The sequence below is a fragment of the Pseudomonas sp. MF6747 genome, from assembly GCF_963890955.1.
GTDB lineage: Bacteria > Pseudomonadota > Gammaproteobacteria > Pseudomonadales > Pseudomonadaceae > Aquipseudomonas.
Genome location: NZ_CAWPSZ010000002.1, coordinates 132,482 through 156,647 on the forward strand (window position 1 = coordinate 132,482; position 24,166 = coordinate 156,647).

Genomic DNA, 24,166 nt, shown 5'->3' on the forward strand with positions numbered 1-24,166 from the left:
GCACGATGCGATCAACGGTGGAAGCTGGCTTGCCTGCGATAGGGGTCTGCCAGGCACAAATTTTTGGCTGACCTGCTGCTATCGCAGGCAAGCCAGCTCCCACAGGTTTGGTTCAGTGTCGGTAGGTAGAGCCGGTGTGTTGTTCGGGTAGGCGCGCCGAGGCCTGAAAGACTTTTTCGCGCAGCGTTCCCTGCTCATAAGCGGTCTTGTACGACCCACGCTTCTGCAGTTCCGGCACCACCAGGTCGATGAAATCGACATAGCTTTCCGGCGTGACAATGCGCGTCAGGTTGAAGCCATCCAGCCCGGTTTCGCTGATCCACGATTCCAGCTCGTCAGCCACTTGTTCGGGCGAGCCGACCAAGGTGATGTAGCGCCCGCCCAGGGCGTGCTGCTCAAGCAATTTGCGCCGCGTCCAATCGTTGTTTTGCAGGTTCTTGGTGGCCGACTGAATCGCGTTGCTTTTCACGTACTGGATCGGCTCATCGATTTCGTATTGAGCAAAGTCGATGGCCGTAGAGGCCGAGAAGTGCGCCACTCCGGCTTCCGGGCTTGCATAGCTCACGTACTCGGCGTGCTTGGCCCAGGCCAGTTCTTCGGTGGCGCCCACGATCACGTTGAGGCCCATGAACACCTTGATGTCATCCGGGTTGCGCCCCGCCAGCGCCGCACTGGCGCGCACCTTGTCCACCTGGACTTTGGTGGCGGCCTTGTTCTGCCCGCTGATGAATACGCATTCGGCATGGCGCCCGGCGAACAGCAAGCCACGCTCCGAGCTGCCGGCCTGGAACAGCACCGGCGTGCGTTGCGGCGACGGCTCGCAAAGGTGATACCCCTCGACCTGATAGAACTCGCCGTGGTGCTCAACCTTGTGCACCTTGCCGGGCTGCGCATAGACCCGTTGCTGTGGGTCGTTGATGACCGCGTCGTCTTCCCAGCTGCCTTCCCAGAGTTTGTACAGCACTTGCAGGTATTCATCGGCCTGGTCGTAGCGCCGGTCATGCTCGACCTGTTCGGTCAGGCCCATGGCCTTGGCGGCGCTGTCGAGGTAGCCGGTGACGATGTTCCAGCCGACCCGGCCACGGCTCAGGTGGTCGAGGGTGGACATGCGTCGGGCGAACAGATACGGCGGCTCGTAGGTGAGGTTGGCGGTGAGGCCGAAGCCAAGGTTTTGGGTGACGGCCGCCATGGCCGAGACCAGCAGCAACGGGTCGTTGACCGGCAGCTGGATCGACTCCTTGAGCGGCACATCGATGGCGTTCTGGTAAACGTCGTACACGCCGACGATGTCGGCGATGAACAAGCCGTCGAACAGCCCGCGCTCCAGGGTCTGCGCCAGGTCGGTCCAGTATTGGAGGGTCTTGTACTGCGTCGAGGTGTCCCGTGGATGCGTCCACAGGCCGTGGTTGATGTGCCCGATGCAATTCATGTTGAAGGCATTGAGCAGGATTTTTTTCTTCGCCATTAAATGGTCCCCCGCAGTGGCGGGTTTTCATCGTTGAGGTAGTAATTGCCCACAGCAAAGTACTTCCAGCGCACCGGGTCGTGCAGGGTGTGTACGCGGGCGTTGCGCCAGTGGCGGTCAAGGCCATGTTCGGCCAGGGTCGCCTGGCTGCCGGCCAGTTCGAACAAGGTGCTGCCGGCGGCCAGGGAAATTTCAGTGCTCAAGGCGCGCACTTCGGCGACGGCGATGGAGGCTGCCGCGACGGTTTCGGCAGTGCTGTCGGCCTGGGCGCGGTCGAGGAACTCACCGGAGCGTTCCAGCAATGCCTCGGCGGCGTGCAGGCGGATGCTCAGGTGGCCGAAGCTTTTCAAGGTGAGCGGGTCTTCAGTGGCCTTGTCGTTGCCGGAGTCGATCCACGGCCGGGTCTTGGTGCGCACAAAATGCAGCGCATCCTCGAAGGCGGCGCGGGCGATGCCGGTGTCGATGGCAGCGTGAAGGATCTGCGCCAGCGGGCCGACCGTGGTCGGGCGCTCGAAAGCGCTCTGGAACGGGACCACGTCCTGGGCGGCGACCCACACGTTGTCAAACACCACGGAGCCGCTGCCGGTGGTGCGCTGGCCGAAGCCGCTCCAGTCGTCGATTACCGTCAGGCCTTCGCTGTCGCGCGGCACAAATGCCAGTTGCTGCACGCCGTGTTCATCCACCACCGAGGTGGGGATGCGTTGGGCGTAGATGGCGCCGGTGGAGTAGAACTTGCGGCCGGTGATACGAAAACCGTCGCCGTCGCGGGTGATTTTGGTCACCCGGTCATGGGCAGTTTTGGTACCCAGCTCCGCCAAGGCGTTGCCGAAACGTCGGCCTGCGAGCACTTCGGCGTACAGGCGTTTCTGCTGGGCCGGGCTGCCATTCACGCGCAGCACTTCCAGGGCATAGAAATGGTTTTGCGGGATCTGGCCCAGAGAGGCGTCCGCCTGGGCAATCAGCGCAATGACCTTGGCCAGGGTGACGTTGGACACACCCGCGCCACCGTGTTCCTTCGGCACGCTGATGCCCCACAGGCCGGAGCGCGAAAACACGTCCAGCTCGGGCAGGGGCAGGCGGCGTTCACGGTCGCGCTGGGCGCTGTCGCGACCCAAGTCTTCGGCCAGGTCGCTGGCGACAATAAGGGCTTGTTCGTCGCTGGTGATAACCGCGACGTTTGTAGAGAAAGTCATGATGTTCTCCAGATGTCTGGTCGGTCAGATCCAGGAATGACGAGCCGGCAACGTGCCGTTCAGGCGATAGGCGCCGATGGCGTGATACTTCCAGCGCACCGGGTCGTGCAGGGTGTGCACGCGGGCGTTGCGCCAGTGGCGGTCGAGGTTGAATTCGGCGAGGGTGGCGCGACTGCCGGCCAGTTCGAAGAGCTTTTCGCTGACCAGCAGCGACACTTCGGTGGTCAGCACTTTCGCTTCGGCCACGGCAATTGACGCGCGCGCGGCGGATTGCGCGGTGATCGGCGCAGCGCTGACCTCGTCCAGCACCTTGCCGGCCTTGCGCAACAGGGCTTGGGCGGCATGCAGTTCGATGTTCAGCTTGCCGATATCGGCGATCACATACAGGTCATCGCTGGCGCGTTCGACCTTGGCGTCGATCCATGGGCGCGAGCGTTCACGCACGAAGGCGATGGTGTCATCGAGGGCGCCGCGGGCGATGCCGGCGTCGATGGCCGCCTGGATCAATTGCGAGATAGCGCCCTGGATGTTCGGGCTGTCGCCGATGCGCCAGTTCTCTATCACCAGTTCGGCGTCCACCGGTACCCGGTCAAGCAGCACGGTGCCGCTGGCGGTGGTGCGTTGGCCGAAGCCCGACCAATCGTCAACGATGCGCAGCCCTTGCGTGCCACGGCGCACAAAGGCCATGACTTGTTTGCCGTCATCGTTCAACGCCTTCACCGCCACCCAATGGGCAAACAGCGCGCCGGTGGAGTAGAACTTCTGGCCGCTGACCACATAGCCGTCACCTTCGGCGGTGAGCCGCGCTTTGAGTTCCAGGGTGTTTTTGGTGCCGCGTTCCGGGCCGCCATTACCGATGCGCCAGCCGTCGAGGACGCTCTGGAACAGCTGCTTTTTCTGGCGTTCGGTGGCAGTGCCCTGCAGCAGATACAGGATGCCGAAGTGGTTTTGCGGGATCTGCCCGAGGGCCGGGTCCGCCGCGCTGATGATCGCGAACACCTCGGCCAGGGTCACGAACGATACCTGTGGGCCGCCGTATTCACGGGGAATGGAAATACTGCCCAGCCCGCTGCGGGTGAACTGCTCAAGCTGCGCCCAGGGCAGCTTGCGCTGCTGGTCGCGCTTGGCCGCTTGCAGGCGCGCGGCCTGAGCCAGTTCGTGTGCTGCGCTCAACGCTTGTGCGTCGTCGCGCAGCACAGCTGCCGGCAACAGCAGTGGGGCTACGTCCAGATCACTCTGGGGGGGTGTTAGAGCCAAGTTAGACATCAGCGCCGCTCCTTGGCTGCACGTAATGCCCTGGCGTTATGCACCGGGGTAATTCTGACCATACCGACCTCGCATTCAATGAAATAAAAACAGAAAAATCAGAGATGTCCGGTGGTCCGGTGCATATACCCTAAGCGTGTTAAATCTTTAAATAAACTAACTTCTAGGAATATGCATAGAAGGTCTGTTACCCAGGTTCGCAGGGAGAACCGGGCTGACGTGGTTGATAGGTCGACGCGGCCCCGGCCGGGCGGGGTGGCGCCTGCGAGGAGCAGGCGGCGATGTTCAACGTGCGCGCGGGTGCCCAGCGCGAATTATTGCCAACGCGATCCAGAATGCAGTACGTCACGTCCAGCCGGCAGTCGTCGCCCGCTTCGACAATCACCGCAGAGGGCACCCACACCTGCACTGTCAGACCGACGTCCTTGCGCTGGATCGTCGGCAGGTCCAGACGCACGTCGCCCCAACGCAGGGTAATGGCGTCGCCAGTGGTCATATGCGCGTACGGCTCGATGCTCAGCGGAATGCCGCGTCGCACCTGGCTACCGTTGATGCCGTAGCGGCGGATCATGTCGGGCAGGCTGACGGGCGCAAGGTTCTGGTTTTCGTCACTGAACCGAGGCGACGGCTGGCCGCCGGGTGGGCAGGTCTTGACCCGCACGTGCGTGACTGCCGAACGGGCCGGGCCGTGGCCGATCTGCATGACCTGGTAGTGAATCTGCGCCGAGCCATCCTGCACAAAGCTGTGCGGGATGCGCAGGCGGGTGGGGGTGCCGATTTTGCACGCGCTCACGCGCCGGGAGTCGGCAAAGCAGTTGTTCCAGAACAGCTCGATCAAGTCGCCTTCCTCCATGCCGGGGTAGGGGGCGATATCCACCTGCAGTTGGGCGGCGGCGAGGGCGTTGATACCGTATCGATTAGCCTGGGGCAGCGTCGGGGCGGTGAGCATGGCCGAGGGTGCAGTGCGCGTCATAAGTAATCTCCTTGATGCAGCCAGCAGCAATCGTTCCGGTGCCCGTGGCGCGAGTGTGCGCAGGGTGCCGAAAGGAACGATTCAGTGAATAGCCGGGATAGGATCCAATCCTCTGGGCCCTAGATAAGAGGGTTGGCCGGCGGGCGTCAATGGCGGCAAAGGGCTAAACGGCGGGTTGGAGCAGATTCAGAAAGAGCTGACGAGGCGGGGGATTTTAAGGTGGGTGCGGCGGTGCGTTTTATTCGTTATCGCGAGGATTTTATGTAGGAACGCGCTTAGGTGGGAGCTGGCTTGCCTGCGATAGCATGGCTGCGGTGTGACTGACACACCGAGGTGCCTGCATCGCAGGCAAGCCAGCTCCCACCTAGGTTTTTCGGGGTGTCAGTGGGCTAAAAACTTGCTCAGGAACTGCTTGGTCCGTTCTTCCTTGGGGTTGGCAAACAGCGCCTTGGCTTCGCCCTGTTCGACGATCACGCCCTTGTCGAAGAAGATCACCCGGTTGGCCACATCCCGGGCGAAGCTCATCTCGTGGGTGACGATGACCATGGTGCGGTTTTCTTCGGCCAGGCTGCGGATGGTTGCCAGTACTTCACCGACCAACTCTGGGTCGAGTGCCGAGGTGGGTTCGTCAAACAGAATCACCTCCGGCTCCATGGCCAATGCACGGGCAATTGCCACGCGCTGTTGCTGGCCGCCAGACAAGCGCCGCGGGTAAGCCCCTTCCTTGCCCGCCAGGCCGACCCTGGCCAGCAGCGTACGGCCCAGTTCGGTGGCTGCTTCGCGCGGCATCTTCTTGACCACCATCGGGCCTTCGATGACGTTTTCCAGCGCGGTGCGGTGCGGGAACAGGTTGAAGTTCTGGAACACAAAACCCACGTGCTGGCGCAGGCGCCGCACCAGGCCTTGTTGCTGGTTGAGCGGCTTGCTGCTGTCGATCTCGATGTCACCCACCTTGATGCGACCGCTGGTAGGTTCTTCGAGGAAATTCAGGCAGCGCAGGAAGGTGGTCTTGCCGGAACCACTGGGCCCAATGATGGCGACAACTTCGCCTTCCTTGACCTCAAGGTCGATCCCGTTGAGTACCACCTGACCCTTGAATTGTTTGGTCAGTTTTTCAACCACGATCATGCTTCAAGACTCCAGGTCATGCCGGTTGACCCGGTCTTCCAGGCGGTTCTGAAAATGCGCCAGGATGCTTGCCAAAATCCAGTAGATCAGGGCAGCGGAGAGATACATGGTGAAGATTTCGAAGGTGCGCGCAGACACCAATTGGGCCTGGCGGAACAGCTCGGGCACCTGGATGGTAGCGGCCAGCGCCGTGTCTTTTACCAGCGAAATAAAGCTGTTGCCCAACGGCGGCAAGGCCGTGCGCATGGCCTGCGGCAGGATGGCCCGGCGCAGGGTCTGCGCGCGAGTCATGCCGATACTGGCTGCAGCTTCCCATTGGCCGCGCTCGATGGAGCTGATGGCGGCGCGCAGGATTTCACAGGCGTAAGCCGCCATGTTCAGCGAAAAGCCAATCATGGCGGCCGGGATCGGGTCCAGCTCGATGCCCACTTGCGGTAAGCCGTAGTAGATCAGGAACAGCTGCACCAGCAAGGGCGTGCCGCGAAAGAACGACACGTAGACGCGGGCGATCCAACTGACCAGTTTGAAGCGCGACAAACGCATCAAGGCCAGGCCGAAGCCCAGCAGCAAGCCGAAAAACATCCCGCCAAGGCTAAGAATCACCGTGTAGTACGCGCCCTTGAGCAGAAAGGGCGCGGAGTCCAGCGCGAGTTGGAAACCTGCTTCCATTATTGAGTGACGTCAGCGTTGAAGTATTTCTCGGACAGCTTCTTCAAGGTGCCGTCGGCACGCAGTTTGTCGAGGGCCTTGTTCACGGCGTCGAGCAGTTCAGGCTCGCCTTTGCGCAGGGCAATGCCGGCTTCCTGACGGGAGAAGGCATCGCCAGCGGCAGCAGTGTCCGGGGCTTTCTTGGCGTATTCCAGAGCGGCCAGACGGTCGATCAGGATGGCGTCGATGCGGCCGATGCGCAGGTCCTGGAACTTGGTAGGGTCATCGTTGTAGGTCTTGATGATGGCTTTGGGTTGGTTGTCCTTGAGCCATTGTTCGTAGTTGGTGCCCAGGCCTACGCCGACTTTCTTGCCGGCCAGGTCGTCGGCGGTCTTGATGGCGTCGACGTTTTTCTTCAGCACCAGCGCCTGGATACCGGAAACGGTGTAGGGCTTGGAGAAGTCGTACTTCTTCTTGCGCTCCTCGGAGATGGTCACCTGGTTGACCACTGCGTCCAGGCGCTTGGATTCCAGGGCCGCGAGGATGCCGTCCCACGGTGTGGCTTGCAGCTTGACCTTGACGCCCAGCTCTTTGGCCAGCGCTTCGGACAGCTCGACTTCGAAACCGCTGAGCTTGCCGCTTTCATCGACGAAGCTGAACGGCGGGTAGGTGCCTTCCAGGCCGATCTTGATCTCGCCGGCCTTCTTGATGGTGTCCAGCTGTTCACCAGCGATGGCTTGGCCCATCAGACCAGCCCCAAGTGCCAAGCCCAATGTGCCAACCAGCAACGTGCGACGCAATACAGAAATAGTCATGAACAGCCCCTGTGTTTTTTATGTTGAGCGAAGCAGGTGACGCAGTAGTCGTATCCTGCCTTAAAGCGCGAAGCGCGTCTTCGCCTTCGGCGCGACTATAAAGCCAGTTTCTAAGACTTGAAAATAATATAAATTTAATTTGTTATTCGTTATTGGAATATGTAATCCATTTAGTGTGGGAGCCAGCTTGCTCGCGAATGCGCTGTATCAGCCGCCGAATGGATGGGCTGACACTCCGTATTCGCGAGCAAGCCCGCTCCCACCTTCTGATCTGCGTTTATTCAATTAAACGCGGTGTCATACGCAAACAACGCCGGCGCTCCGCCGGTGTGCAGGAAAATAATCGGCCCGTCCTCAAACCGCTGCCGCCCAATACCATCGAGCAGGCCGGCCATGGCCTTGCCCGTATACACCGGGTCCAGCAGCAGGCCTTCCTGGCTTGCCAGTAACTTGACCGCAGCCAGGGTGCCGGCGTTCGGTTCGCCGTAGCGCGGGCCGAAATATTCGTCCCACAGGATCACTTTGAACGCGTCCGGAACGCCCACGCCGAGCAACTCGGCGGTGCGTTCGGCCAGGCCTTGCACTTTCGGGAACTGAGCTTGCTCGGTGCGCGACACGGTGATGCCCACCACGGGCAATGTTGGCAGCACTTCGCTCAACGCCAGGGCGAGGCCACTGTGGGTGCCCGCACTGCCGGAGGCGAGTACCACGGCAGCGAACTCAATGCCGCTGGCTTCGATCTGCCCGGCTAACTCCAGCCCGGCGCGTACGTAACCCAGCGCCCCGAGTGCATTCGAACCGCCGATAGGCACCAGGTACGGCTTCTTGCCGTTGCTGCGCAGGCGATCGGCGAGGGCATTGAGTTGGTCGTCAACGTTGTCGAGGTTCTCGACCCGTTCTACTTTGGCGTCAAACAGCTCCAGCAACAGGCGATTGCCGTTGCCCAGATAGTTCGGGTCTTCGGTGCCGGTCGGGTTCTCCAGCAGTGCCACGCAACCCAGGCCCAACTTGGCGGCCAGCGCAGCAGTTTGGCGCACATGGTTGGACTGGATCGCGCCAGCGGTCACCAGGGTGTCGGCACCCTGGGCGAGGGCGTCGGCTGCCAGGTATTCGAGTTTGCGCAGCTTGTTGCCGCCCATGGCCAATGGCGTGGTGTCGTCGCGCTTGACGTAAATGTCCCTGCCCAGCCAGGCCGACAGCCGCTCAAGTTTTTCCAGGGCAGTGGCACCGCCCAGCAGGTCCAGGCGGTTAAAACGGTCGAGCTGTTGTTTGATCATGGCGACGCACAGTGGCTAAGTGATTGGGCGACTATAGGCAGGCACTTTTCATCGGGCAACCGCCAATCGCTTATGTCGGTTAGTTCTTAGCATCACACCATTGGTTCTTAAGGGCCGTCAGGGTGCATACCGTAAAGTGATGGGCAATTCGTCAGGAGTGAATACCGTGAGTGAGCGTTCCAGCCATTGGCAATTGCAGACCATCGTCAGCCAGCTGCGCAGCGCCCGGGACCAGTGGCGAACGCGCAATGGCCGCTTGAGTGGCGAGCACGGCGGCCGCGAATTGCCGGCGCGCGAAGCCGTGGCGCAGATTCTTGAATCGCTGTGCGGCGCGTTGTTCCCGATGCGCCTGGGGCCGGTGGACTTGCGTGAAGAGAGTGAAGACTTTTACGTCGGCCACACCCTCGACGTCGCCTTGAATGCCCTGCTCGGCCAGGCGCGCCTGGAGCTGCGCTACGCCGCACGCCAGGGCGGCCAGGACGACAGCGAGGTCGATGCCCTGGCGATCCGCCTGATCCAGGATTTTGCCCTGGCCCTGCCTTCGCTGCGCAGCCTGCTGGACACCGACGTGCTGGCCGCCTACCACGGCGACCCGGCCGCGCGCAGTGTGGATGAAGTGCTGTTGTGCTATCCAGGGATTCTGGCGGTGATTCACCATCGCCTGGCACACCATCTGTACCGCGCCGGGCTGCCGCTGCTGGCGCGGATCAGCGCGGAGATCGCGCACTCGGCCACGGGTATCGACATTCACCCGGGCGCGCAGATCGGCCCGAGTTTCTTTATCGATCATGGGACGGGCGTGGTGATCGGCGAAACCGCGATCATCGGCGAGCGGGTGCGCATCTACCAAGCGGTGACGCTGGGCGCCAAGCGCTTCCCGGCAGATGAGGACGGGCAGCTGCAAAAGGGTCATCCACGCCATCCGATCGTTGAGGATGATGTGGTGATTTACGCCGGGGCGACGATTCTGGGGCGGATCACCATCGGCAAGGGCTCGACGATTGGCGGCAACGTGTGGCTGACCCGCAGTGTGCCGGCGGGGGCGAATATCACGCAGGCGAATTTGCAGCATGAGGATGGGGCGCAGAAATAGAGAATCAGTACAAATCCCTGTGGAAGCGGGCTTGCTCGCGAAGGCGGAGTGTCAGTTACTGGATATGTTGCTGACCCAGTGCATTCGCGAGCAAGCCCGCTGCCACATTTTTGACCGCATTCCATTTTTGAGCCGTACTTAACGCGGAAATCGCTGAACGATTTACCTCGCGCACCCGTCATACCAATCCCTGAGCTAGTGTAGGAATGACCTACCACTCAGCCCTGCGATTAGTCCAAAACCGCCTATTCATGTTTAACTTGAATGTTCGTTCAAGTTAAACCGGTGGTTCGCTGCCCGCTCACAACAGGAGGCTTACCTTTGCTGAGTCCGTTATTTACAGCCACATCCCACACCCTCGGGGTGCATCGTTCATGAGTGCATCGTCCACCCCATCCAGCGGCATGGTGCGCATGAATGCGCCCGTTTTCTACTTTGCCGCCAGTTTCATCCTGCTATTCGGCATCACGGTCATCGCTATCCCGCAACAGGCCGGTGCCTGGCTGCTGGCTGCGCAAAACTGGGCGGCCAATACGGTCGGCTGGTACTACATGCTCGCGATGACGCTGTATCTGGTCTTCGTGGTGGTCACCGCGCTATCGGGCTACGGCAAGATAAAACTCGGTGCCGACCACGACGAGCCCGAATTCAGCTACCTGTCCTGGGCCGGCATGCTGTTCGCCGCCGGGATCAGCATCACGCTGTTCTTCTTCTGCGTGTCCGAGCCGCTGACGCACCTGGTGCAGCCGCCCCAAGGCGCGCCGATGAACGCCGATGCCGCGCGCCAGGCCATGCAGATCCTGTTTCTGCACTGGGGCCTGCACGGCTGGGGCGTCTTCGCGTTTGTTGGCATGGCCCTGGCGTATTTCGCCTACCGGCATAACCTGCCGCTGGCGCTGCGCTCGGCGCTGTACCCGCTGATCGGCAAACGCATCAACGGCCCCATCGGCTACGCAGTGGATGGCTTTGGCATCATCGCCACCGTGTTCGGCCTGGGCGCCGACATGGGCTTTGGCGTGTTGCACCTCAATTCCGGGCTGGATTACCTGTTCGGCATTGCCCACACCCAATGGATTCAGGTTGGCCTGATCACGCTGATGATGGGCGCCGCGATCCTCGTCGCCGTCTCCGGTGTCGACAAGGGCGTGCGGGTGATGTCCGACATCAACATGCTGCTGGCCTGCGCGCTGCTGCTGTTTGTGTTGTTCGCCGGGCCCACCCAGCACTTGCTCAACACCCTGATCCAGAACATCGGCGACTACCTCGGCGCCTTGCCGACCAAGAGTTTCGATGTGTACGCCTACGACAAACCCAGCGACTGGCTGGGCGGTTGGACGGTGTTCTACTGGGCCTGGTGGATTGCATGGTCGCCGTTCGTGGGCCTGTTCATCGCGCGTATTTCCCGTGGCCGTACCATCCGCGAGTTCGTGTTCGGCGTGCTGCTGATCCCGCTGGGCTTCACCCTGGCGTGGATGTCGATCTTCGGCAACAGCGCCATCGACCAAGTGCTGAACCACGGCTTGACCGCCCTCGGCCAGTCGGCCATCGATGACCCGTCGATGAGCCTTTACTTGCTGCTGGAAACCTACCCGTGGAGCAAGACGGTCATCGCGGTCACGGTGTTCATCAGCTTCGTGTTCTTCGTCACCTCGGCCGACTCCGGCACCGTGGTGCTGTCGACCTTGTCGTCCAAAGGCGGTAACGCCGATGAAGACGGGCCTAAATGGCTGCGCGTGTTCTGGGGCGCGATGACTGCGTTGGTCACCAGTGCCTTGCTGTTTGCCGGCAGTATCGATTCGCTGAAATCGGCGGTGGTACTGACCTCGTTGCCGTTCTCGCTGATCCTGCTGCTGATGATGTGGGGGCTGCACAAGGCGTTCTACCTCGAATCGCAAAAGCAGATTGCCCAGTTGCATTCGCTGGCGCCGGTATCGGGCTCACGCAAGGGCACCGGCGGTTGGCGCCAGCGCTTGAGCCAGGCGGTGCATTTCCCGTCGCGCGATGAGGTGTACCGGTTCCTTGAGACCACGGTGCGCCCGGCGATCGAAGAAGTGACGGCGGTGTTTGTCGAGAAAGGCCTCAGCGTCGTCACCCAGCCCGACCCGTCGAACGACAGCGTCAGCCTGGAAATCGGCCACGGTGAAGAGCACCCGTTCGTGTATCAAGTGCAGATGCGTGGCTATTTCACGCCGTCGTTTGCGCGCGGCGGCATGGGCTCCAAGCAGCTCAATAACCGTCGCTATTACCGCGCGGAAGTGCACCTGAGCGAGGGCAGCCAGGACTACGATTTGGTGGGCTACACCAAGGAGCAGATCATCAACGACATCCTCGACCAGTACGAGCGTCACCTGCAGTTCCTGCATTTGGTGCGCTAGTCCCCTGTGCTTGCCCGCGATCACATCAGCTCGGTGTTGAGATACACCGAGCTGGCTGCATCGTGGGCAAGCCCGCTCCCACATAAAACCCCGCAAAGCCCCGTTCTACGGGGCTTTCTTAAATTTAATTTCATTCGTTCAAGCCCCGGTTTGACGCGTAACTGTCATCTGGCCACTGCGTAATTGTGTGAAGCGTTTGACGCTTTCATTTCAGAACAGTGACGGAGACCGGTAACAATGAAGACGTTAATAAGCCCCGTGGTGGGTGTCGCCATGGCGAGCTTTATGCTGTCCGCCCACGCCGATTTTATCGACGACAGCCACGCCGATGTGACCTTGCTCAACCGCTACCTCAACCAGCAAGGGCGTGATGTGGTGAACAGCAACGCCAAGGCCCACAGCATTCGTGATTGGGGCCAGGGTTTCGAGTTCAACTTCAAGTCGGGCTACACCGATGGGCCGGTTGGTTTTGGCCTCGATCTGCAGGCCTTCTATGGCTTGAAACTGGACTCTGGTGGTGACCTCAATGACAAGGACCACCAAGGTCGCTACCCCGGCAGCATGTTCCCGTTGGACAACGGCAAATCCGCCGACCAGTTTGGTGTACTGAGCCCCACATTCAAGATGCGCTTTGCCAAGGATGAGCTGCGCGTGGGCACGCTGTACGGCAACAACCCGGTGCTGGCCAACACCGACGGGCGCCTGTACCAGCAGACCAACACCGGTGTGCAGCTGGTGTCCAAGGACCTTACCGATTTCACCTTCACCGGCGGCGATATCTTCAAGACCAAGATCCGCAACGAAACCGGCGACCAAGGCATGATCACCGCCGGTGGCACCAAAGAGAGTGACCGTTTCCTGTTCGGCGGTGCGGACTACACCGGCATTCAGAACACCACCGTCAGCCTGTGGTATTCCAACCTTGAGGATTACTACCAGCAGTTCTTCCTCGGCGCCAAACGGCATGATGCGTTGTCTGTGGGCGCCATCGACACCGACGTGCGCGTGTTCCGCAGCCTGGGTGTGGGCGCCAACGCCGATGGCGACAAAGACTTCGCCGGGGCCGGCCTCTACGGTGACGGCACCAGCAAAGGCCGCATCAACCAGACCACCGCCAGCTTGCTGGAGAGCTACAGCCTGGACGGCCATACGGTCGGCCTCGGTATCCAGAAAAACAGCGGTGACAGCGACTTCCCGTACCTGGATTCGGGCTTGAACAGTGGTGACGCACGCCAAGGCCCAGGTTCAGGTGCGGACACGCCGGCGCTGACCAACATGCAGCTGAACAAATTCCAGCACGCCGGCGAGCGTACCTGGCTGGCGCAATACAAATATGACTTCGGCAAGCTGGGCCTCACCGGCCTGACATTCTCGGCCGCGTATGCCCACGGCGATGACATCCGCACAGCGCAGGGCGACACCAGCGAATGGGAACGCAACATCGCGGTGGCCTACCAAATACCCACCGGCACTCTCAAGGGCCTGGGCGTGACCTGGAAAAATGCCCACGCCAGCCCGGACATTACCGGCGCCACTGTGCAAGATGAAAACCGCTTCTATGTGAGCTACGTCGTTCCACTTTGGTAGGAAATTGCTGTAAAAGAGACGGGCATAGTTAAGCGATTCAGCGGCTTAAAAGGCCTGGGAATAACCTTATTCCCAGGCCTTATTTGCCCCTAAGCCCAGAGAGGATTCGATGACGTACATTGCTGCCGAAAACCGCTATGAATCTATCCCTTATCGCCGCGTAGGCCGCAGTGGATTGGTGCTGCCCGCACTGTCCCTGGGGCTGTGGCACAACTTTGGCGACAGCACCCCGATCGACACCCAGCGCGCGTTGCTGCGCACCGCGTTCGACCTGGGGATCAACCACTTCGACCTGGCCAACAACTACGGCCCGCCCTATGGCAGCGCCGAGATCAACTTCGGCCGTTTGCTGCGCGAAGACTTCAAGCACTATCGCGACGAACTGATCATCTCCAGCAAGGCCGGCTGGGACATGTGGCCCGGCCCTTACGGTCAGGGCGGCGGTTCGCGCAAATACGTATTGGCGAGCCTGGACCAGAGCCTGCAACGCCTGGGCGTCGACTACGTAGATATTTTCTACTCCCACCGTTTTGATGCCGACACCCCACTGGAAGAAACCGCCAGCGCCCTCGCCACCGCCGTGCAACAGGGCAAGGCGTTGTACATCGGTATCTCGTCTTATTCCGGCGTGAAAACCCGCGAGATGGCTGCGCTGCTCCAGGAATGGAAAGTGCCGCTGCTGATCCACCAACCGGCCTACAACCTGCTCAACCGCTGGGTGGAAAAAGACCTGCTGGACACCACCGAAGAACTCGGTACCGGCGTGATTGCCTTCACGCCGCTGGCCCAGGGTTTGCTCACCGACAAGTACCTCAATGGCGTGCCGGCGGATGCGCGGGTTAATCGCCCAGGGGGTGGTTCGCTGCAGGCCAAGCACTTGTCCGAAACCAACATCGCCCACGTGCGTGCGCTGAACGAAATTGCCAAGCGTCGTGGCCAGAGCCTGGCGCAACTGGCGCTGGCCTGGACCCTGCGTGACCCACGGGTGACCAGTGCGCTGATCGGTGCAAGCCGGCCGGAGCAGATTATTGAAAACGTCGGGGCGCTGCAGAACTTGAGTTTCAGTGCTGAGGAACTGGCGGAAATCGATCGGTTTGCCCAGGAAGGCGGGATCAACCTGTGGGAAAAACCATCGACCGCTGAATAACCTGATAGCACCGGGTCAATGTGGGAGGGGGCTTGCCCCCGATGGCGGTGGCAGTCACGTGACCCTTTGACTGACCCAGAGCTATCGGGGGCAAGCCCCCTCCCACATTTTATGTGCAGTGTGGCGACTAGAACGGCACATCCCCAAGAATTGTCGCGCGGTGCATCACTCGCCGTTGTGGCCGGTAGTCATCGACCGCTGAATAACTTGATAGCACCGGGTCAATGTGGGAGGGGGCTTGCCCCCGATGGCGGTGTCAGTCGCGTAACCCGTTGACTGACCCAGAGCTATCGGGGGCAAGCCCCCTCCCACATTTTATGTGCAGTGTGGCGACTAGAACGGCACATCCCCAAGAATCGTCGCGCGGTGCATCAGTCGCCGCTGTGGCCGTAATGATCGACCGCTGAATAACCTGATAGCACCGGGTCAGTGTGGGAGGGGGCTTGCCCCCGATGGCGGTGGCAGTCACGTGACCCGTTGACTGACCCAGAGCTATCGGGGGCAAGCCCCCTCCCACATTTTATGTGCAGTGTGGCGACTAGAACGGCACATCCCCAAGAGTCAGCGCGCGGTGCATCACTCGCCATTGTGGCCGGTAGTCATCGACCGCTGAATAACCTGGTAGCACCGGGTCAATGTGGGAGGGGGCTTGCCCCCGATGGCGGTGGCAGTCACGTGACCCGTTGACTGACCCAAAGCTATCGGGGCCAAGCCTCCTCCCACATTTTATGTGCAGTGTGGCGACTAGAACGGCACATCCCCAAGAATCGTCGCGCGGTGCATCAGTCGCCGCTGTGGCCGTAATGATCGACCGCTGAATAACCTGATAGCACCGGGTCAATGTGGAAGGGGCTTGCCCCCGATGGCGGTATCAGTCACGTGACCCGTTGACTGACCCAGAGCTATCGGGGGCAAGCCCCCTCCCACATGTTATGTGCAGTGTGGCGACTAGAACGGCACGTCGCCCAGAATTGTCGCGCGGTGCATCACTCGCCGTTGTGGCCGGTAGTCATCGACCGCGTAATGCTGGGTCACGCGGTTGTCCCAGAAGGCCACGTCGTTCTCCTGCCAGCGCCAGCGGATGGTGAACTCTGGCCGTGTCGCATGAGCAAACAACAGCTTGAGAATGGCTTCGCTTTCAGCCGGCTCCAGCTCATTGATCCTGGTGGTAAACCCATCGCTGACAAACAGCGACTTGCGCCCACTCACCGGGTGCGTGCGCACTACCGGGTGCGACAGCGGCGGGTTTTTCTTGCGGGTTTCTTCCCAGCGCGCCAGGTCTTCGGCGGTGTTGCCAAAGCGCTCCAGCGGGAAGGACTTGGTGAAGTCATGAGTCGCCGTCAGGCCATCGAGCAGGCGCTTGAATGGCTCAGACAGCGCCTCATACGCCGCAATGCCACTGGCCCACAACGTATCGCCACCAAACGCCGGCAGCAGCTTGGCGCTGAGCACCGCGCCGAGGGCCGGAGTGGGCAGGAAGGTCACGTCGGTGTGCCACACGGCGTTGTCACGCACGTCGGTCACGGCGGTATCCAGGATCAGCACTTCGGGCTGCTCCGGCACGTTGGGGTAAATCGGGTGGATGTGCAGGTCGCCAAAATTTGCCGCGAACCGCACCTGTTGCTGCGGGGTAACGGCTTGGCCACGGAAGAACAGCACCGAGTGGGTGAGCAACGCCTGCTCAATGGCGTCGCGCTGTTCCAGGTTCAGCGGCTGGGTGATATCGACGCCACTGATCTGGGCGCCCAGGGCGGTGCTTAAAGGCTTAACGGTCAGGCTGCTCATGCTCTTCTCACTCAATGTGCCTGGCCATGCCAGGGCACCCATTTACGCTGCAGGGCACGCAGGCCCATTTCCATGGCGAAAGCGATCAGGGCGATCACCAGAATCCCCAGCACCACCACATCGGTGACCAGGAACTGCGCCGCCGACTGCACCATAAAACCCAGGCCGCTGGTGGCGGCGATCAACTCGGCCGCAACCAAGGTCGACCAGCCTACGCCCAGGCCGATGCGCACACCGGTGAGGATGTCGGGCAGGGCGCTGGGCAGGATCACGTGGCGAATCAATTGGGCACGGGTGGCGCCCAACGATTGTGCGGCCCGCAGCTTGGCCGGGTCGACGGTGCGCACGCCGGTGGCAGTGGCGATGGCGATAGGCGCGAAGATCGCGAGATAAATCAGCAGCACCTTGGACAGCTCGCCGATGCCGCACCAGATCACGATCAGTGGCAGATAAGCCAGCGGTGGAATCGGCCGGTAGAACTCAATCAGCGGGTCGAGAATGCCGCGCGCGATACGGTTGGCGCCGATGGCAATGCCCACCGGCACGGCGGTCAGCACCGCAAAACCCAGGCCCAGGCCGATGCGCTGCAGGCTCGCGCCCAAGTGCTGCCACAGGGTGGAATCCATGTAGCCAGTTGTCGCCAGCAGCCAGCCTTTTTGCAGCACGGCGGACGGTGGCGGCAGGAACAGCGGTTCGATCAAACCGGTGGCAGTCACCGCCCACCAGAGTGCCAACAAGGCAACCAAAGTGAGCACGCTGATCCAGCGTGTGCTCAGGCTGCGACGCACCGGAATAACGGCGTGAGCCACCGGCTTGGCGGCGGTGGCGGGGAGTTCGTAACTGCTCATGCGGACACCTGCCGTTGCGAGAACACTTTGCCCAGCACGTGCTCGCGGGTTTCGATAAAGCGCGGGTCGGACTTGATCGCGCGCGCCGATTCACCGGCGGCGTAGCGCTGGCCGAAGTCCAGGTGCAGGCGCTCGACGATCTGGCCCGGGTTAGGCGCCAACAGGATCAAATCGGTGGCGAGGAACACCGCCTCTTCGATGTCATGGGTGATCAGGAACACCGGCTTGGCCGTGCGCCGCCAGACTTGCAGCAGCAACTCCTGCATCTGTTCGCGGGTGAAGGCATCGAGGGCGCCAAAGGGTTCGTCCATCAGCAGCACACGCGGGTCGGCTGCCAGCGCGCGGGCCAGGCCCACGCGCTGTTTCTGGCCGCCGGAGAGTTGCCAGATACGGCGCCTGTCGAAGCCGGCGAGGTCGACCAGCGCGAGCATTTCCCGGGCGCGTACTTCGCGTTGTGCCTTGGGCACGCCAGCCAGTTCGAGGCCGAAGCCGACGTTGGCCAGCACGTCCTGCCAGGGCAGCAGGGCGTCGTCCTGGAACACTACGCCGCGCTCGGCGCTGGGGCCTTTGACCGGCACGCCATCGAGGGTGATGCGCCCGGCTGAGGGTTCGACGAAACCGGCAATCAGGTTCAACAGCGAGGTCTTGCCACTGCCGGACGGGCCGAGGGCTACCAGCAATTGCTGGGGCCCAAGGTCCAGTGAAATATCAGACAGTACCGGTTCTGTGGCGCCTGGGTACTGTGCGCTGATGCGCTCCAGTTGTAGCAAGGCCATCGCAATGAACTCCTTGAATCAGTTAGTGATGAACTTGGCGCTGACGTAAGGGGCGTAGTCCGGCAGCACGGCGTCGACCTTGCCTTGCTCCTTGAGAAACGCGGCGGTGTCGGTCACAGCCTTGGTGGTTGGGGCGCCCAGCAGGGTCACCTGATCAGCGGCCAGCGGGTAGACGTTGCCTTGCAGCAGCAGCGGGATGTCACTGGCCTTGGCGCCGGAAAGCTTGACCAGCTTGTCGACGTTGCCTGTGTCGGCGAGCCACGCTTGTGGGTCTTTGCGGTACGCGGCGTAGGCGTCCAGCGTGACTTTGGCGAAGGCGGTGACGATTTCCGGGTGCTTCTCGGCGAAGTCTTTGCGCACGATCCACGCATCGAAGGTCGGCGCGCCGAACTTGGCCAGTTCGCCGGAGGTGATCAGCACCTTGCCGTTTTCCTTGGCCACGCCCAGGGCGGGGTCCCACACGTAGGTGGCGTCGATGTCACCGCGCTTCCAGGCGGCGATGATGGCCGGCGGCGCGAGGTTGAGGATGGTCACCTTCGAAGGGTCGATGTTCCAGTGCTTCAGCGCGGCCAACAGGCTGTAGTGGCCGGTGGACACGAACGGCACAGCGATCTTTTTGCCGATCAGGTCCTGCGGGCTGTTGATCCCTGAACCGTTGCGCGCTACCAAGGCTTCGGCGCCGCCGATCTGGGTGGCGACGAGGAAGGTTTCCACTGGGACTTTGCGGGTCACGGCAGCGGTCAGCGGGCTGGAACCGAGGTAGCCGATCTGCACGTCGCCGGAGGCGATGGCAGCGATGATGTCGGCGCCATTGTCGAATTTGCGCCAATCGATTTTGGCGTTAGTTGCTTTTTCGTACGCGCCGTCGGCCTGGGCGACTTTCGCCGGGTCCACGGTGGTTTGATAAGCGATGGTGACATCTGCCGCCTGGGCAAACAGGCTGGCACCGGCCAGGGACAATGCGGCCAAGAGGCGCAGAGGGGTAAGCAGTTTCAAGGGGAAGCTCCTCAATCAGGCGGCCGAGGGTCGGCGTGTGAGGAGACTAAATGATCTAAGAACCCGAAAATAAATAACGTTTTCGAATTAGCTTATGTGAAGAAGGGTTGAAGCAAATCTTGAGCTTGATGAGGGCAAAAATGTGGGAGGAGGCTTGCCCCCGATGGCGGCGGATCAGTCACTGATGGGGGACTGACACTTTGCTATCGGGGGCAAGCCCCCTCCCACATTTCGAGCCGGGTTCGGCTTCAGTTAGTTACTGATTGCCAGGATGCTCGCCTGGTACGACCCGACGAACACATCGAAGTCGCCGACCTCGTTCTGCTCCAGTTCCGCCTGTTGCGCCAGCGACGTGCGCGCCAGTTCTTCAAAGCGCGCCTGTTCTTCGGCCGGCAGCGGCTCTTTACGGAAATGCTCGGCGTGCACCTCGCTCTGGTGCAGCGAGAACTGCGCAAAGCTTTCCTTGCGTTCGGCCATCGCCGCCAACACCTGGGCTGATGGCGTCAGGGACGGATCCTTGACCTTCGCCAGCTGAGCGTCCAGCGCCTCGCTGTGCTCGGTCATGCCATGGCTCTGATCCAGCAACGCTGCCAACGGCGCAATGTGCTCCAGCAGCTCGGTGGCCCATTCCTTCATGTCCACAGGCTGGCCCTGACGCTGCAACTGCAGGCCCGGACGGCGGCCTTCCTTGACCACGCTGAGGAAGTTGGAGGTGGCATTGCCGCACTCGTTGTTGGCGAACAGCGGGCTGTCGTTCAGTGCGCAATACAGCAGGAATGCGTCGAGGAAGCGCGACTCCGGCAAGTCAATGCCCAAGGGCAGGAACGGGTTGATGTCCAGGCAACGCACTTCGATGTACTGGATGCCACGGGCCATCAGCGCCTGGATGGGGCGCTCGCCGGTGTAGGTCACGCGCTTGGGGCGAATGTTGGAGTAGTACTCGTTTTCGATCTGCAGGATGTTGGTGTTGAGCTGAACCCACTCACCGTCCTTATGGGTGCCAACTTCGACATAAGGCGCGTAGGGCGTTGCCACCGCTTCGCGCAGGCTGTCGGTGTAGCTGGCCAGGTCGTTGTAGCACGGCGTGAGGCCGGCCTGGGCGTTGCTCTGGTAACCCAGGTCGCTCATGCGCAAGCTGGTGGCGTACGGCAGGTACAGCGTGTCGGCGTCCAGCACTTCCAACTGGTGCGAGCGACCGCGCAGGAAACCTGCGTCCAGGGCCGGCGAGGCGCCGAACAGGTACATCAGCAGCCAGCTGTAGCGGCGGAAGTTACGGATCAATGCAATGTAGGCCGTGGACTGGTAGTCGCGGTCGGTACCGACGAAACCTTCAGTCTCCTTGAGCAAGGGCCACAACTGCTCCGGCAGGGAAAAGTTGTAGTGAATGCCGGCGATGCACTGCATGGTCTTGCCGTAACGCAGGGCCAGGCCCTTGCGGTAAACGTACTTGAGCTGACCGATATTGGAGGTGCCGTAGTAGGCAATCGGAATATCTTCCTCAGCCGGCAGCGGGCACGGCATCGAAGGGCTCCACAGGTACTCGTTGCCGAGTTTGCTGTAGGCAAAGCGATGGATCTTGTCCAGGCTGCTCAGGGTATCGGCCGGGTTGGGCAGGGCTGGGGTAATAAACTCCAGCAGCGATTCCGAGTAGTCGGTGGTGATCAATTCGTTGGTCAACGCGGCGCCCAGGGCTTCGGGGTGCGGCGTTTGTGCCAGGCGACCCTCACCGGTGACGCGTAGGCATTCGCGCTCGATGCCGTGCAAGCACTGCTCTAGCAGGGAGAGGTGTTCGCGCTTGCCGAGCAAGGCCAGGCGGCGGTTGAGAAGTTCGCTCAAGTTGGATTCCTTCACGCGTCAGTCGCCCCAATATGGGGGTGGGCAGGACGGTCTACAAGGGTGAAGTTAAAACTGGCGTTATCGCCTGGTTTTGAGTCGATTTGACCCGCTTTGAAAAAGCCTACTTCACTCCATGAATTGGGCTATAGCGCAGCAAGAAAATTCCGACGCTGTTGTCGCAGCGCCGAAATTAACTCAAATCGAGGGCGGGGAGCTATAGGACAGCGAATGTGCCTTGTGCTTTTGCGACCAGTTTGTCGTCCTGATACACCTCCGCTTCGACCACCAATGTGCGCCGACCCGCGTGGATAACACGGCTGGTGCACAGCACGTCGCCATCGGACACGGCACGGATATAGTTGATTTTGCATTCGATGGTCGCGCTCTGCTGGTCGAAACCATGGGCGCTGGAACAGGCCAGCCCCATGGTGATGTCCACCAGGCTGAAAATCGCCCCGCCGTGGAGCTTGCCTGCACGGTTGCGCAGCTGCGGCTCCAGGGTCAGGGCCACCTCGGCAACGCCCTCGTCCAGGCGTTGCAGGCGACAGCCGATCAGCTCGCTGAACGCGCTCTGGGTCAAACCGGCCGGGATTTGCATCAGCGTTTCTTCAACTGTTTGGCATTGGCAAACAGCGACGCCATGGCGTTATTACTTGGCGCTGCGGTGGCAGTTTCCTTGCGCGGTGCGTTGTTCTGCGACTGGCGTGGCGCCGAGCCTGGGCGAGCGCCACGGGCGCCGTCAATTTTCTCGCCGGGGGTGTCGCTCATGCGCATCGACAGGCCAACGCGTTTGCGTGGAATGTCGACTTCCATGACCTTGACCTTGACCACGTCACCGGCTTTCACCGCTTCGCGAGGGTCTTTGATGAACTTCTCCGAAAGCGCGGAGATATGCACCAAACCGTCCTGATGCACGCCGATGTCCACGAACGCGCCGAAGTTGGTCACGTTGGTGACCACGCCTTCGAGGATCATGCCCAGTTGCAGGTCCTTGAGGTCTTCGACGCCGTCCTGGAACTCGGCGGTCTTGAACTCGGGACGCGGGTCACGGCCAGGTTTTTCCAGCTCTTGCAGAATGTCGGTGATGGTCGGCACGCCGAAGGTTTCGTCGGTGTACTTCTTTGGATCCAGGCGCTTGAGGAACGCGGCGTCGCCGATCAGCGAGCGGATGTCGCGGTCGGTCTCGGCAGCAATGCGCTGTACCAGCGGGTAGGCTTCCGGGTGAACCGCCGAAGCGTCCAGCGGGTTGTCGCCGTTCATTACGCGTAGGAAGCCGGCGGCCTGTTCAAAGGTTTTTTCGCCCAGGCGTGCGACCTTTTTCAGCGCCGCGCGGGTTTTGAACGCGCCGTTCTCGTCGCGGTGGGTGACGATGTTCTGCGCCAGCGTTGAGTTGAGGCCGGAAATACGGGCCAGCAGCGCGACCGAGGCAGTGTTCACATCCACGCCGACCTTGTTCACGCAGTCTTCCACCACCGCATCCAGACCGCGTGCCAGTTTCAGCTGCGACACATCGTGCTGGTACTGGCCGACACCGATGGATTTAGGGTCGATCTTCACCAGCTCGGCCAGCGGGTCTTGCAGGCGGCGAGCAATGGAGACGGCGCCACGGATCGATACGTCGAGGTCCGGGAATTCCTTGGAGGCCAGTTCCGACGCCGAGTACACCGACGCGCCGGCCTCGGAGACCATGACTTTGGTCATCTTCATGGCTGGGTATTTTTTGATCAGCTCGGCGGCCAGCTTGTCGGTTTCACGGCTGGCGGTGCCGTTGCCGATGGCGATCAGGTCCACGGCGTGCTTGGCGCACAGGGCAGCCAGGATGGCGAGGGTCTGGTCCCACTTGTTGTGCGGCACATGTGGATACACGGTGGCGTGGTCCAGCAGCTTGCCCGTGGCGTCGACCACGGCCACTTTGCAGCCGGTGCGCAGGCCCGGGTCGAGGCCCAGAGTCGCGCGCGGGCCGGCCGGGGCGGCCAGCAGCAGGTCGTGCAGGTTGTGGGCGAAAACATTGATCGCTTCGGTTTCGGCGCCGTCGCGCAGCTCACCGAGCAGGTCGGTTTCCAGGTGGGTGTAGAGCTTGACCTTCCAGGTCCAGCGCACGACTTCACCGAGCCACTTGTCCGCCGGGCGGTTCTGATTCTGGATGCCGAATTGCTGACCAATCATGCCTTCGCACGGGTGCATGGTGCCCGGCAGCTCGTCGCCGACCTTCAGCGCGGAGCTGAGAATGCCTTCGTTGCGGCCTCGGAAAATGGCCAGTGCGCGGTGCGACGGCATGCTCTTGAGCGGTTCGTCGTGCTCGAAATAGTCGCGGAACTTGGCGCCTTCCTCTTCTTTGCCAGCGATGACGCGGGCGCTGAGGGTGGCTTCCTGTTTAAGGTAGTTACGCAGTTTTTCCAGCAAGTTGGCGTCTTCGGCGAAACGCTCCATGAGGATGTACTTGGCGCCTTCGAGGGCCGCCTTGACGTCGGCGACGCCTTTTTCGGCGTTGATGAAGCGCGCGGCTTCGGTTTCCGGGGTCAGCGACGGGTCGTTGAACAAGCCGTCCGCCAAGTCGCCCAGGCCGGCTTCCAGGGCGATCTGGCCCTTGGTGCGGCGCTTCTGTTTGTACGGCAGGTAAAGGTCTTCGAGGCGGGTCTTGGTGTCGGCGAGTTTGATGTCGCGTTCCAGTTGCGGGGTCAGCTTGCCTTGTTCCTCAATGCTGGCGAGGATACTGATGCGCCGTTCGTCGAGTTCTCGCAGGTAGCGCAAGCGCTCTTCCAGGTGCCGCAGCTGGATGTCGTCGAGGCTGCCGGTCACTTCTTTACGGTAACGGGCGATGAAAGGCACCGTGGAGCCTTCATCCAGTAGAGCGACGGCCGCTTCGACCTGTTGTGGGCGTACGCCGAGTTCCTCGGCGATGCGGCTGTTGATGCTGTCCATAAAACCACCTGAAATTCTGAAAGCAGCTCGCACGCC

The 24,166-nt window shown here is 61.4% G+C and carries 19 protein-coding genes and 1 pseudogene; 4 read left to right on the forward strand and 16 right to left on the reverse strand.

Annotation, left to right across the window (positions count from 1 at the left end; all coding sequences use genetic code 11):
• Positions 1-112: 112 nt before the first annotated feature.
• The 8 genes from AACW30_RS02945 to AACW30_RS02980 form a co-directional block, all read right to left on the reverse strand.
• Positions 113-1,465, reverse strand: coding sequence for an LLM class flavin-dependent oxidoreductase (locus tag AACW30_RS02945; protein ID WP_200624250.1), 1,353 nt, complete (start codon positions 1,463-1,465; stop codon positions 113-115).
• Positions 1,465-2,658 (reverse strand): SfnB family sulfur acquisition oxidoreductase, encoded by a 1,194-nt coding sequence (locus AACW30_RS02950; RefSeq protein WP_200624251.1) that lies wholly within the window; start codon positions 2,656-2,658, stop codon positions 1,465-1,467. Before AACW30_RS02950 ends, AACW30_RS02945 begins: the two co-directional genes overlap by 1 nt.
• A 24-nt stretch (positions 2,659-2,682) precedes the next feature.
• Positions 2,683-3,924: an SfnB family sulfur acquisition oxidoreductase gene (locus AACW30_RS02955; protein ID WP_200624252.1), complete on the reverse strand. Its 1,242-nt coding sequence runs from the start codon at positions 3,922-3,924 to the stop codon at positions 2,683-2,685.
• 187 nt (positions 3,925-4,111) lie between these two features.
• A complete protein-coding gene (locus tag AACW30_RS02960) occupies positions 4,112-4,897 on the reverse strand; it encodes a hypothetical protein (protein WP_124416174.1) in 786 nt (261 codons plus the stop codon).
• 381 nt (positions 4,898-5,278) lie between these two features.
• Positions 5,279-6,025 carry an L-cystine ABC transporter ATP-binding protein TcyN gene (gene tcyN, locus AACW30_RS02965; protein WP_106577394.1) on the reverse strand — a complete coding sequence of 249 codons (747 nt, stop codon included), beginning with the start codon at positions 6,023-6,025 and terminating at the stop codon, positions 5,279-5,281.
• A gap of 3 nt (positions 6,026-6,028) precedes the next feature.
• Positions 6,029-6,694 (reverse strand): cystine ABC transporter permease, encoded by a 666-nt coding sequence (gene tcyL / locus AACW30_RS02970; protein WP_106577395.1) that lies wholly within the window; start codon positions 6,692-6,694, stop codon positions 6,029-6,031.
• Complete coding sequence (gene tcyJ / locus AACW30_RS02975) at positions 6,694-7,488, reverse strand: cystine ABC transporter substrate-binding protein (RefSeq protein WP_106577396.1); 795 nt, start codon at positions 7,486-7,488, stop codon at positions 6,694-6,696. Before tcyJ ends, tcyL begins: the two co-directional genes overlap by 1 nt.
• Before the next feature lie 281 nt (positions 7,489-7,769).
• Positions 7,770-8,765, reverse strand: coding sequence for a D-cysteine desulfhydrase (locus tag AACW30_RS02980; protein WP_106577397.1), 996 nt, complete (start codon positions 8,763-8,765; stop codon positions 7,770-7,772).
• 166 nt (positions 8,766-8,931) lie between these two features.
• Here AACW30_RS02980 and epsC point away from each other — a divergent pair, with 166 nt between their 5' ends.
• The 4 genes from epsC to mgrA all read left to right on the forward strand — a co-directional run bounded on the left by epsC (position 8,932) and on the right by mgrA (position 14,967).
• Positions 8,932-9,858: a serine O-acetyltransferase EpsC gene (epsC, locus tag AACW30_RS02985; RefSeq protein ID WP_200624253.1), complete on the forward strand. Its 927-nt coding sequence runs from the start codon at positions 8,932-8,934 to the stop codon at positions 9,856-9,858.
• A 413-nt stretch (positions 9,859-10,271) separates the two neighbouring features.
• Positions 10,272-12,233, forward strand: coding sequence for a choline transporter BetT (gene betT, locus AACW30_RS02990; protein ID WP_164487965.1), 1,962 nt, complete (start codon positions 10,272-10,274; stop codon positions 12,231-12,233).
• 237 nt (positions 12,234-12,470) lie between these two features.
• Positions 12,471-13,820, forward strand: a complete 1,350-nt coding sequence (locus AACW30_RS02995) for an OprD family outer membrane porin (protein WP_200624254.1) — start codon at positions 12,471-12,473, stop codon at positions 13,818-13,820.
• Between the two features lie 109 nt (positions 13,821-13,929).
• On the forward strand, positions 13,930-14,967 hold the full coding sequence (mgrA, locus tag AACW30_RS03000; protein WP_106577401.1) for an L-glyceraldehyde 3-phosphate reductase: 1,038 nt from the start codon (positions 13,930-13,932) through the stop codon (positions 14,965-14,967).
• Positions 14,968-15,094: 127 nt separating this feature from the next.
• Here the strand turns inward: mgrA and AACW30_RS03005 are convergent.
• From AACW30_RS03005 to AACW30_RS03040, 8 genes and pseudogenes are all read right to left on the reverse strand, one after another.
• A pseudogene (locus AACW30_RS03005) lies at positions 15,095-15,169 on the reverse strand (hypothetical protein); the annotation flags it as partial.
• Positions 15,170-15,915: 746 nt separating this feature from the next.
• Entirely contained in the window at positions 15,916-16,752 is an 837-nt protein-coding gene (tauD, locus tag AACW30_RS03010; RefSeq protein ID WP_200624255.1) for a taurine dioxygenase, read from the reverse strand.
• Between the two features lie 11 nt (positions 16,753-16,763).
• Positions 16,764-17,600: a taurine ABC transporter permease TauC gene (gene tauC / locus AACW30_RS03015; RefSeq protein ID WP_106577403.1), complete on the reverse strand. Its 837-nt coding sequence runs from the start codon at positions 17,598-17,600 to the stop codon at positions 16,764-16,766.
• A complete protein-coding gene (gene tauB / locus AACW30_RS03020) occupies positions 17,597-18,376 on the reverse strand; it encodes a taurine ABC transporter ATP-binding subunit (RefSeq protein ID WP_119738202.1) in 780 nt (259 codons plus the stop codon). The genes tauC and tauB overlap by 4 nt, the downstream gene beginning before the upstream one ends.
• Positions 18,377-18,394: 18 nt before the next feature.
• The gene (tauA, locus tag AACW30_RS03025) at positions 18,395-19,372 is read right to left on the reverse strand and encodes a taurine ABC transporter substrate-binding protein (RefSeq protein ID WP_106577404.1); all 978 of its coding nucleotides are present in this window, start codon (positions 19,370-19,372) and stop codon (positions 18,395-18,397) included.
• A 252-nt stretch (positions 19,373-19,624) separates the two neighbouring features.
• A complete protein-coding gene (gene gshA / locus AACW30_RS03030) occupies positions 19,625-21,208 on the reverse strand; it encodes a glutamate--cysteine ligase (RefSeq protein WP_169367993.1) in 1,584 nt (527 codons plus the stop codon).
• A 214-nt stretch (positions 21,209-21,422) separates the two neighbouring features.
• Positions 21,423-21,806 carry a PaaI family thioesterase gene (locus AACW30_RS03035; protein ID WP_106577406.1) on the reverse strand — a complete coding sequence of 128 codons (384 nt, stop codon included), beginning with the start codon at positions 21,804-21,806 and terminating at the stop codon, positions 21,423-21,425.
• On the reverse strand, positions 21,806-24,130 hold the full coding sequence (locus AACW30_RS03040) for a Tex family protein (RefSeq protein WP_119738198.1): 2,325 nt from the start codon (positions 24,128-24,130) through the stop codon (positions 21,806-21,808). The genes AACW30_RS03035 and AACW30_RS03040 overlap by 1 nt, the downstream gene beginning before the upstream one ends.
• Between the last annotated feature and the right edge of the window lie 36 nt (positions 24,131-24,166).

Bases quoted from the DNA above. Each gene is read 5' to 3' on its own strand.
- AACW30_RS02945 (WP_200624250.1), bottom strand. From the start codon at position 1,465: ATGGCGAAGAAAAAAATCCTGCTCAATGCCTTCAACATGAATTGCATC.
- AACW30_RS02950 (WP_200624251.1), bottom strand. From the start codon at position 2,658: ATGACTTTCTCTACAAACGTCGCGGTTATCACCAGCGACGAACAAGCC.
- AACW30_RS02955 (WP_200624252.1), bottom strand. From the start codon at position 3,924: ATGTCTAACTTGGCTCTAACACCCCCCCAGAGTGATCTGGACGTAGCC.
- AACW30_RS02960 (WP_124416174.1), bottom strand. From the start codon at position 4,897: ATGACGCGCACTGCACCCTCGGCCATGCTCACCGCCCCGACGCTGCCC.
- tcyN (WP_106577394.1), bottom strand. From the start codon at position 6,025: ATGATCGTGGTTGAAAAACTGACCAAACAATTCAAGGGTCAGGTGGTA.
- tcyL (WP_106577395.1), bottom strand. From the start codon at position 6,694: ATGGAAGCAGGTTTCCAACTCGCGCTGGACTCCGCGCCCTTTCTGCTC.
- tcyJ (WP_106577396.1), bottom strand. From the start codon at position 7,488: ATGACTATTTCTGTATTGCGTCGCACGTTGCTGGTTGGCACATTGGGC.
- AACW30_RS02980 (WP_106577397.1), bottom strand. From the start codon at position 8,765: ATGATCAAACAACAGCTCGACCGTTTTAACCGCCTGGACCTGCTGGGC.
- betT (WP_164487965.1), top strand. From the start codon at position 10,272: ATGAATGCGCCCGTTTTCTACTTTGCCGCCAGTTTCATCCTGCTATTC.
- AACW30_RS02995 (WP_200624254.1), top strand. From the start codon at position 12,471: ATGAAGACGTTAATAAGCCCCGTGGTGGGTGTCGCCATGGCGAGCTTT.
- mgrA (WP_106577401.1), top strand. From the start codon at position 13,930: ATGACGTACATTGCTGCCGAAAACCGCTATGAATCTATCCCTTATCGC.
- tauD (WP_200624255.1), bottom strand. From the start codon at position 16,752: ATGAGCAGCCTGACCGTTAAGCCTTTAAGCACCGCCCTGGGCGCCCAG.
- tauC (WP_106577403.1), bottom strand. From the start codon at position 17,600: ATGAGCAGTTACGAACTCCCCGCCACCGCCGCCAAGCCGGTGGCTCAC.
- tauB (WP_119738202.1), bottom strand. From the start codon at position 18,376: ATGGCCTTGCTACAACTGGAGCGCATCAGCGCACAGTACCCAGGCGCC.
- AACW30_RS03035 (WP_106577406.1), bottom strand. From the start codon at position 21,806: ATGCAAATCCCGGCCGGTTTGACCCAGAGCGCGTTCAGCGAGCTGATC.
- AACW30_RS03040 (WP_119738198.1), bottom strand. From the start codon at position 24,130: ATGGACAGCATCAACAGCCGCATCGCCGAGGAACTCGGCGTACGCCCA.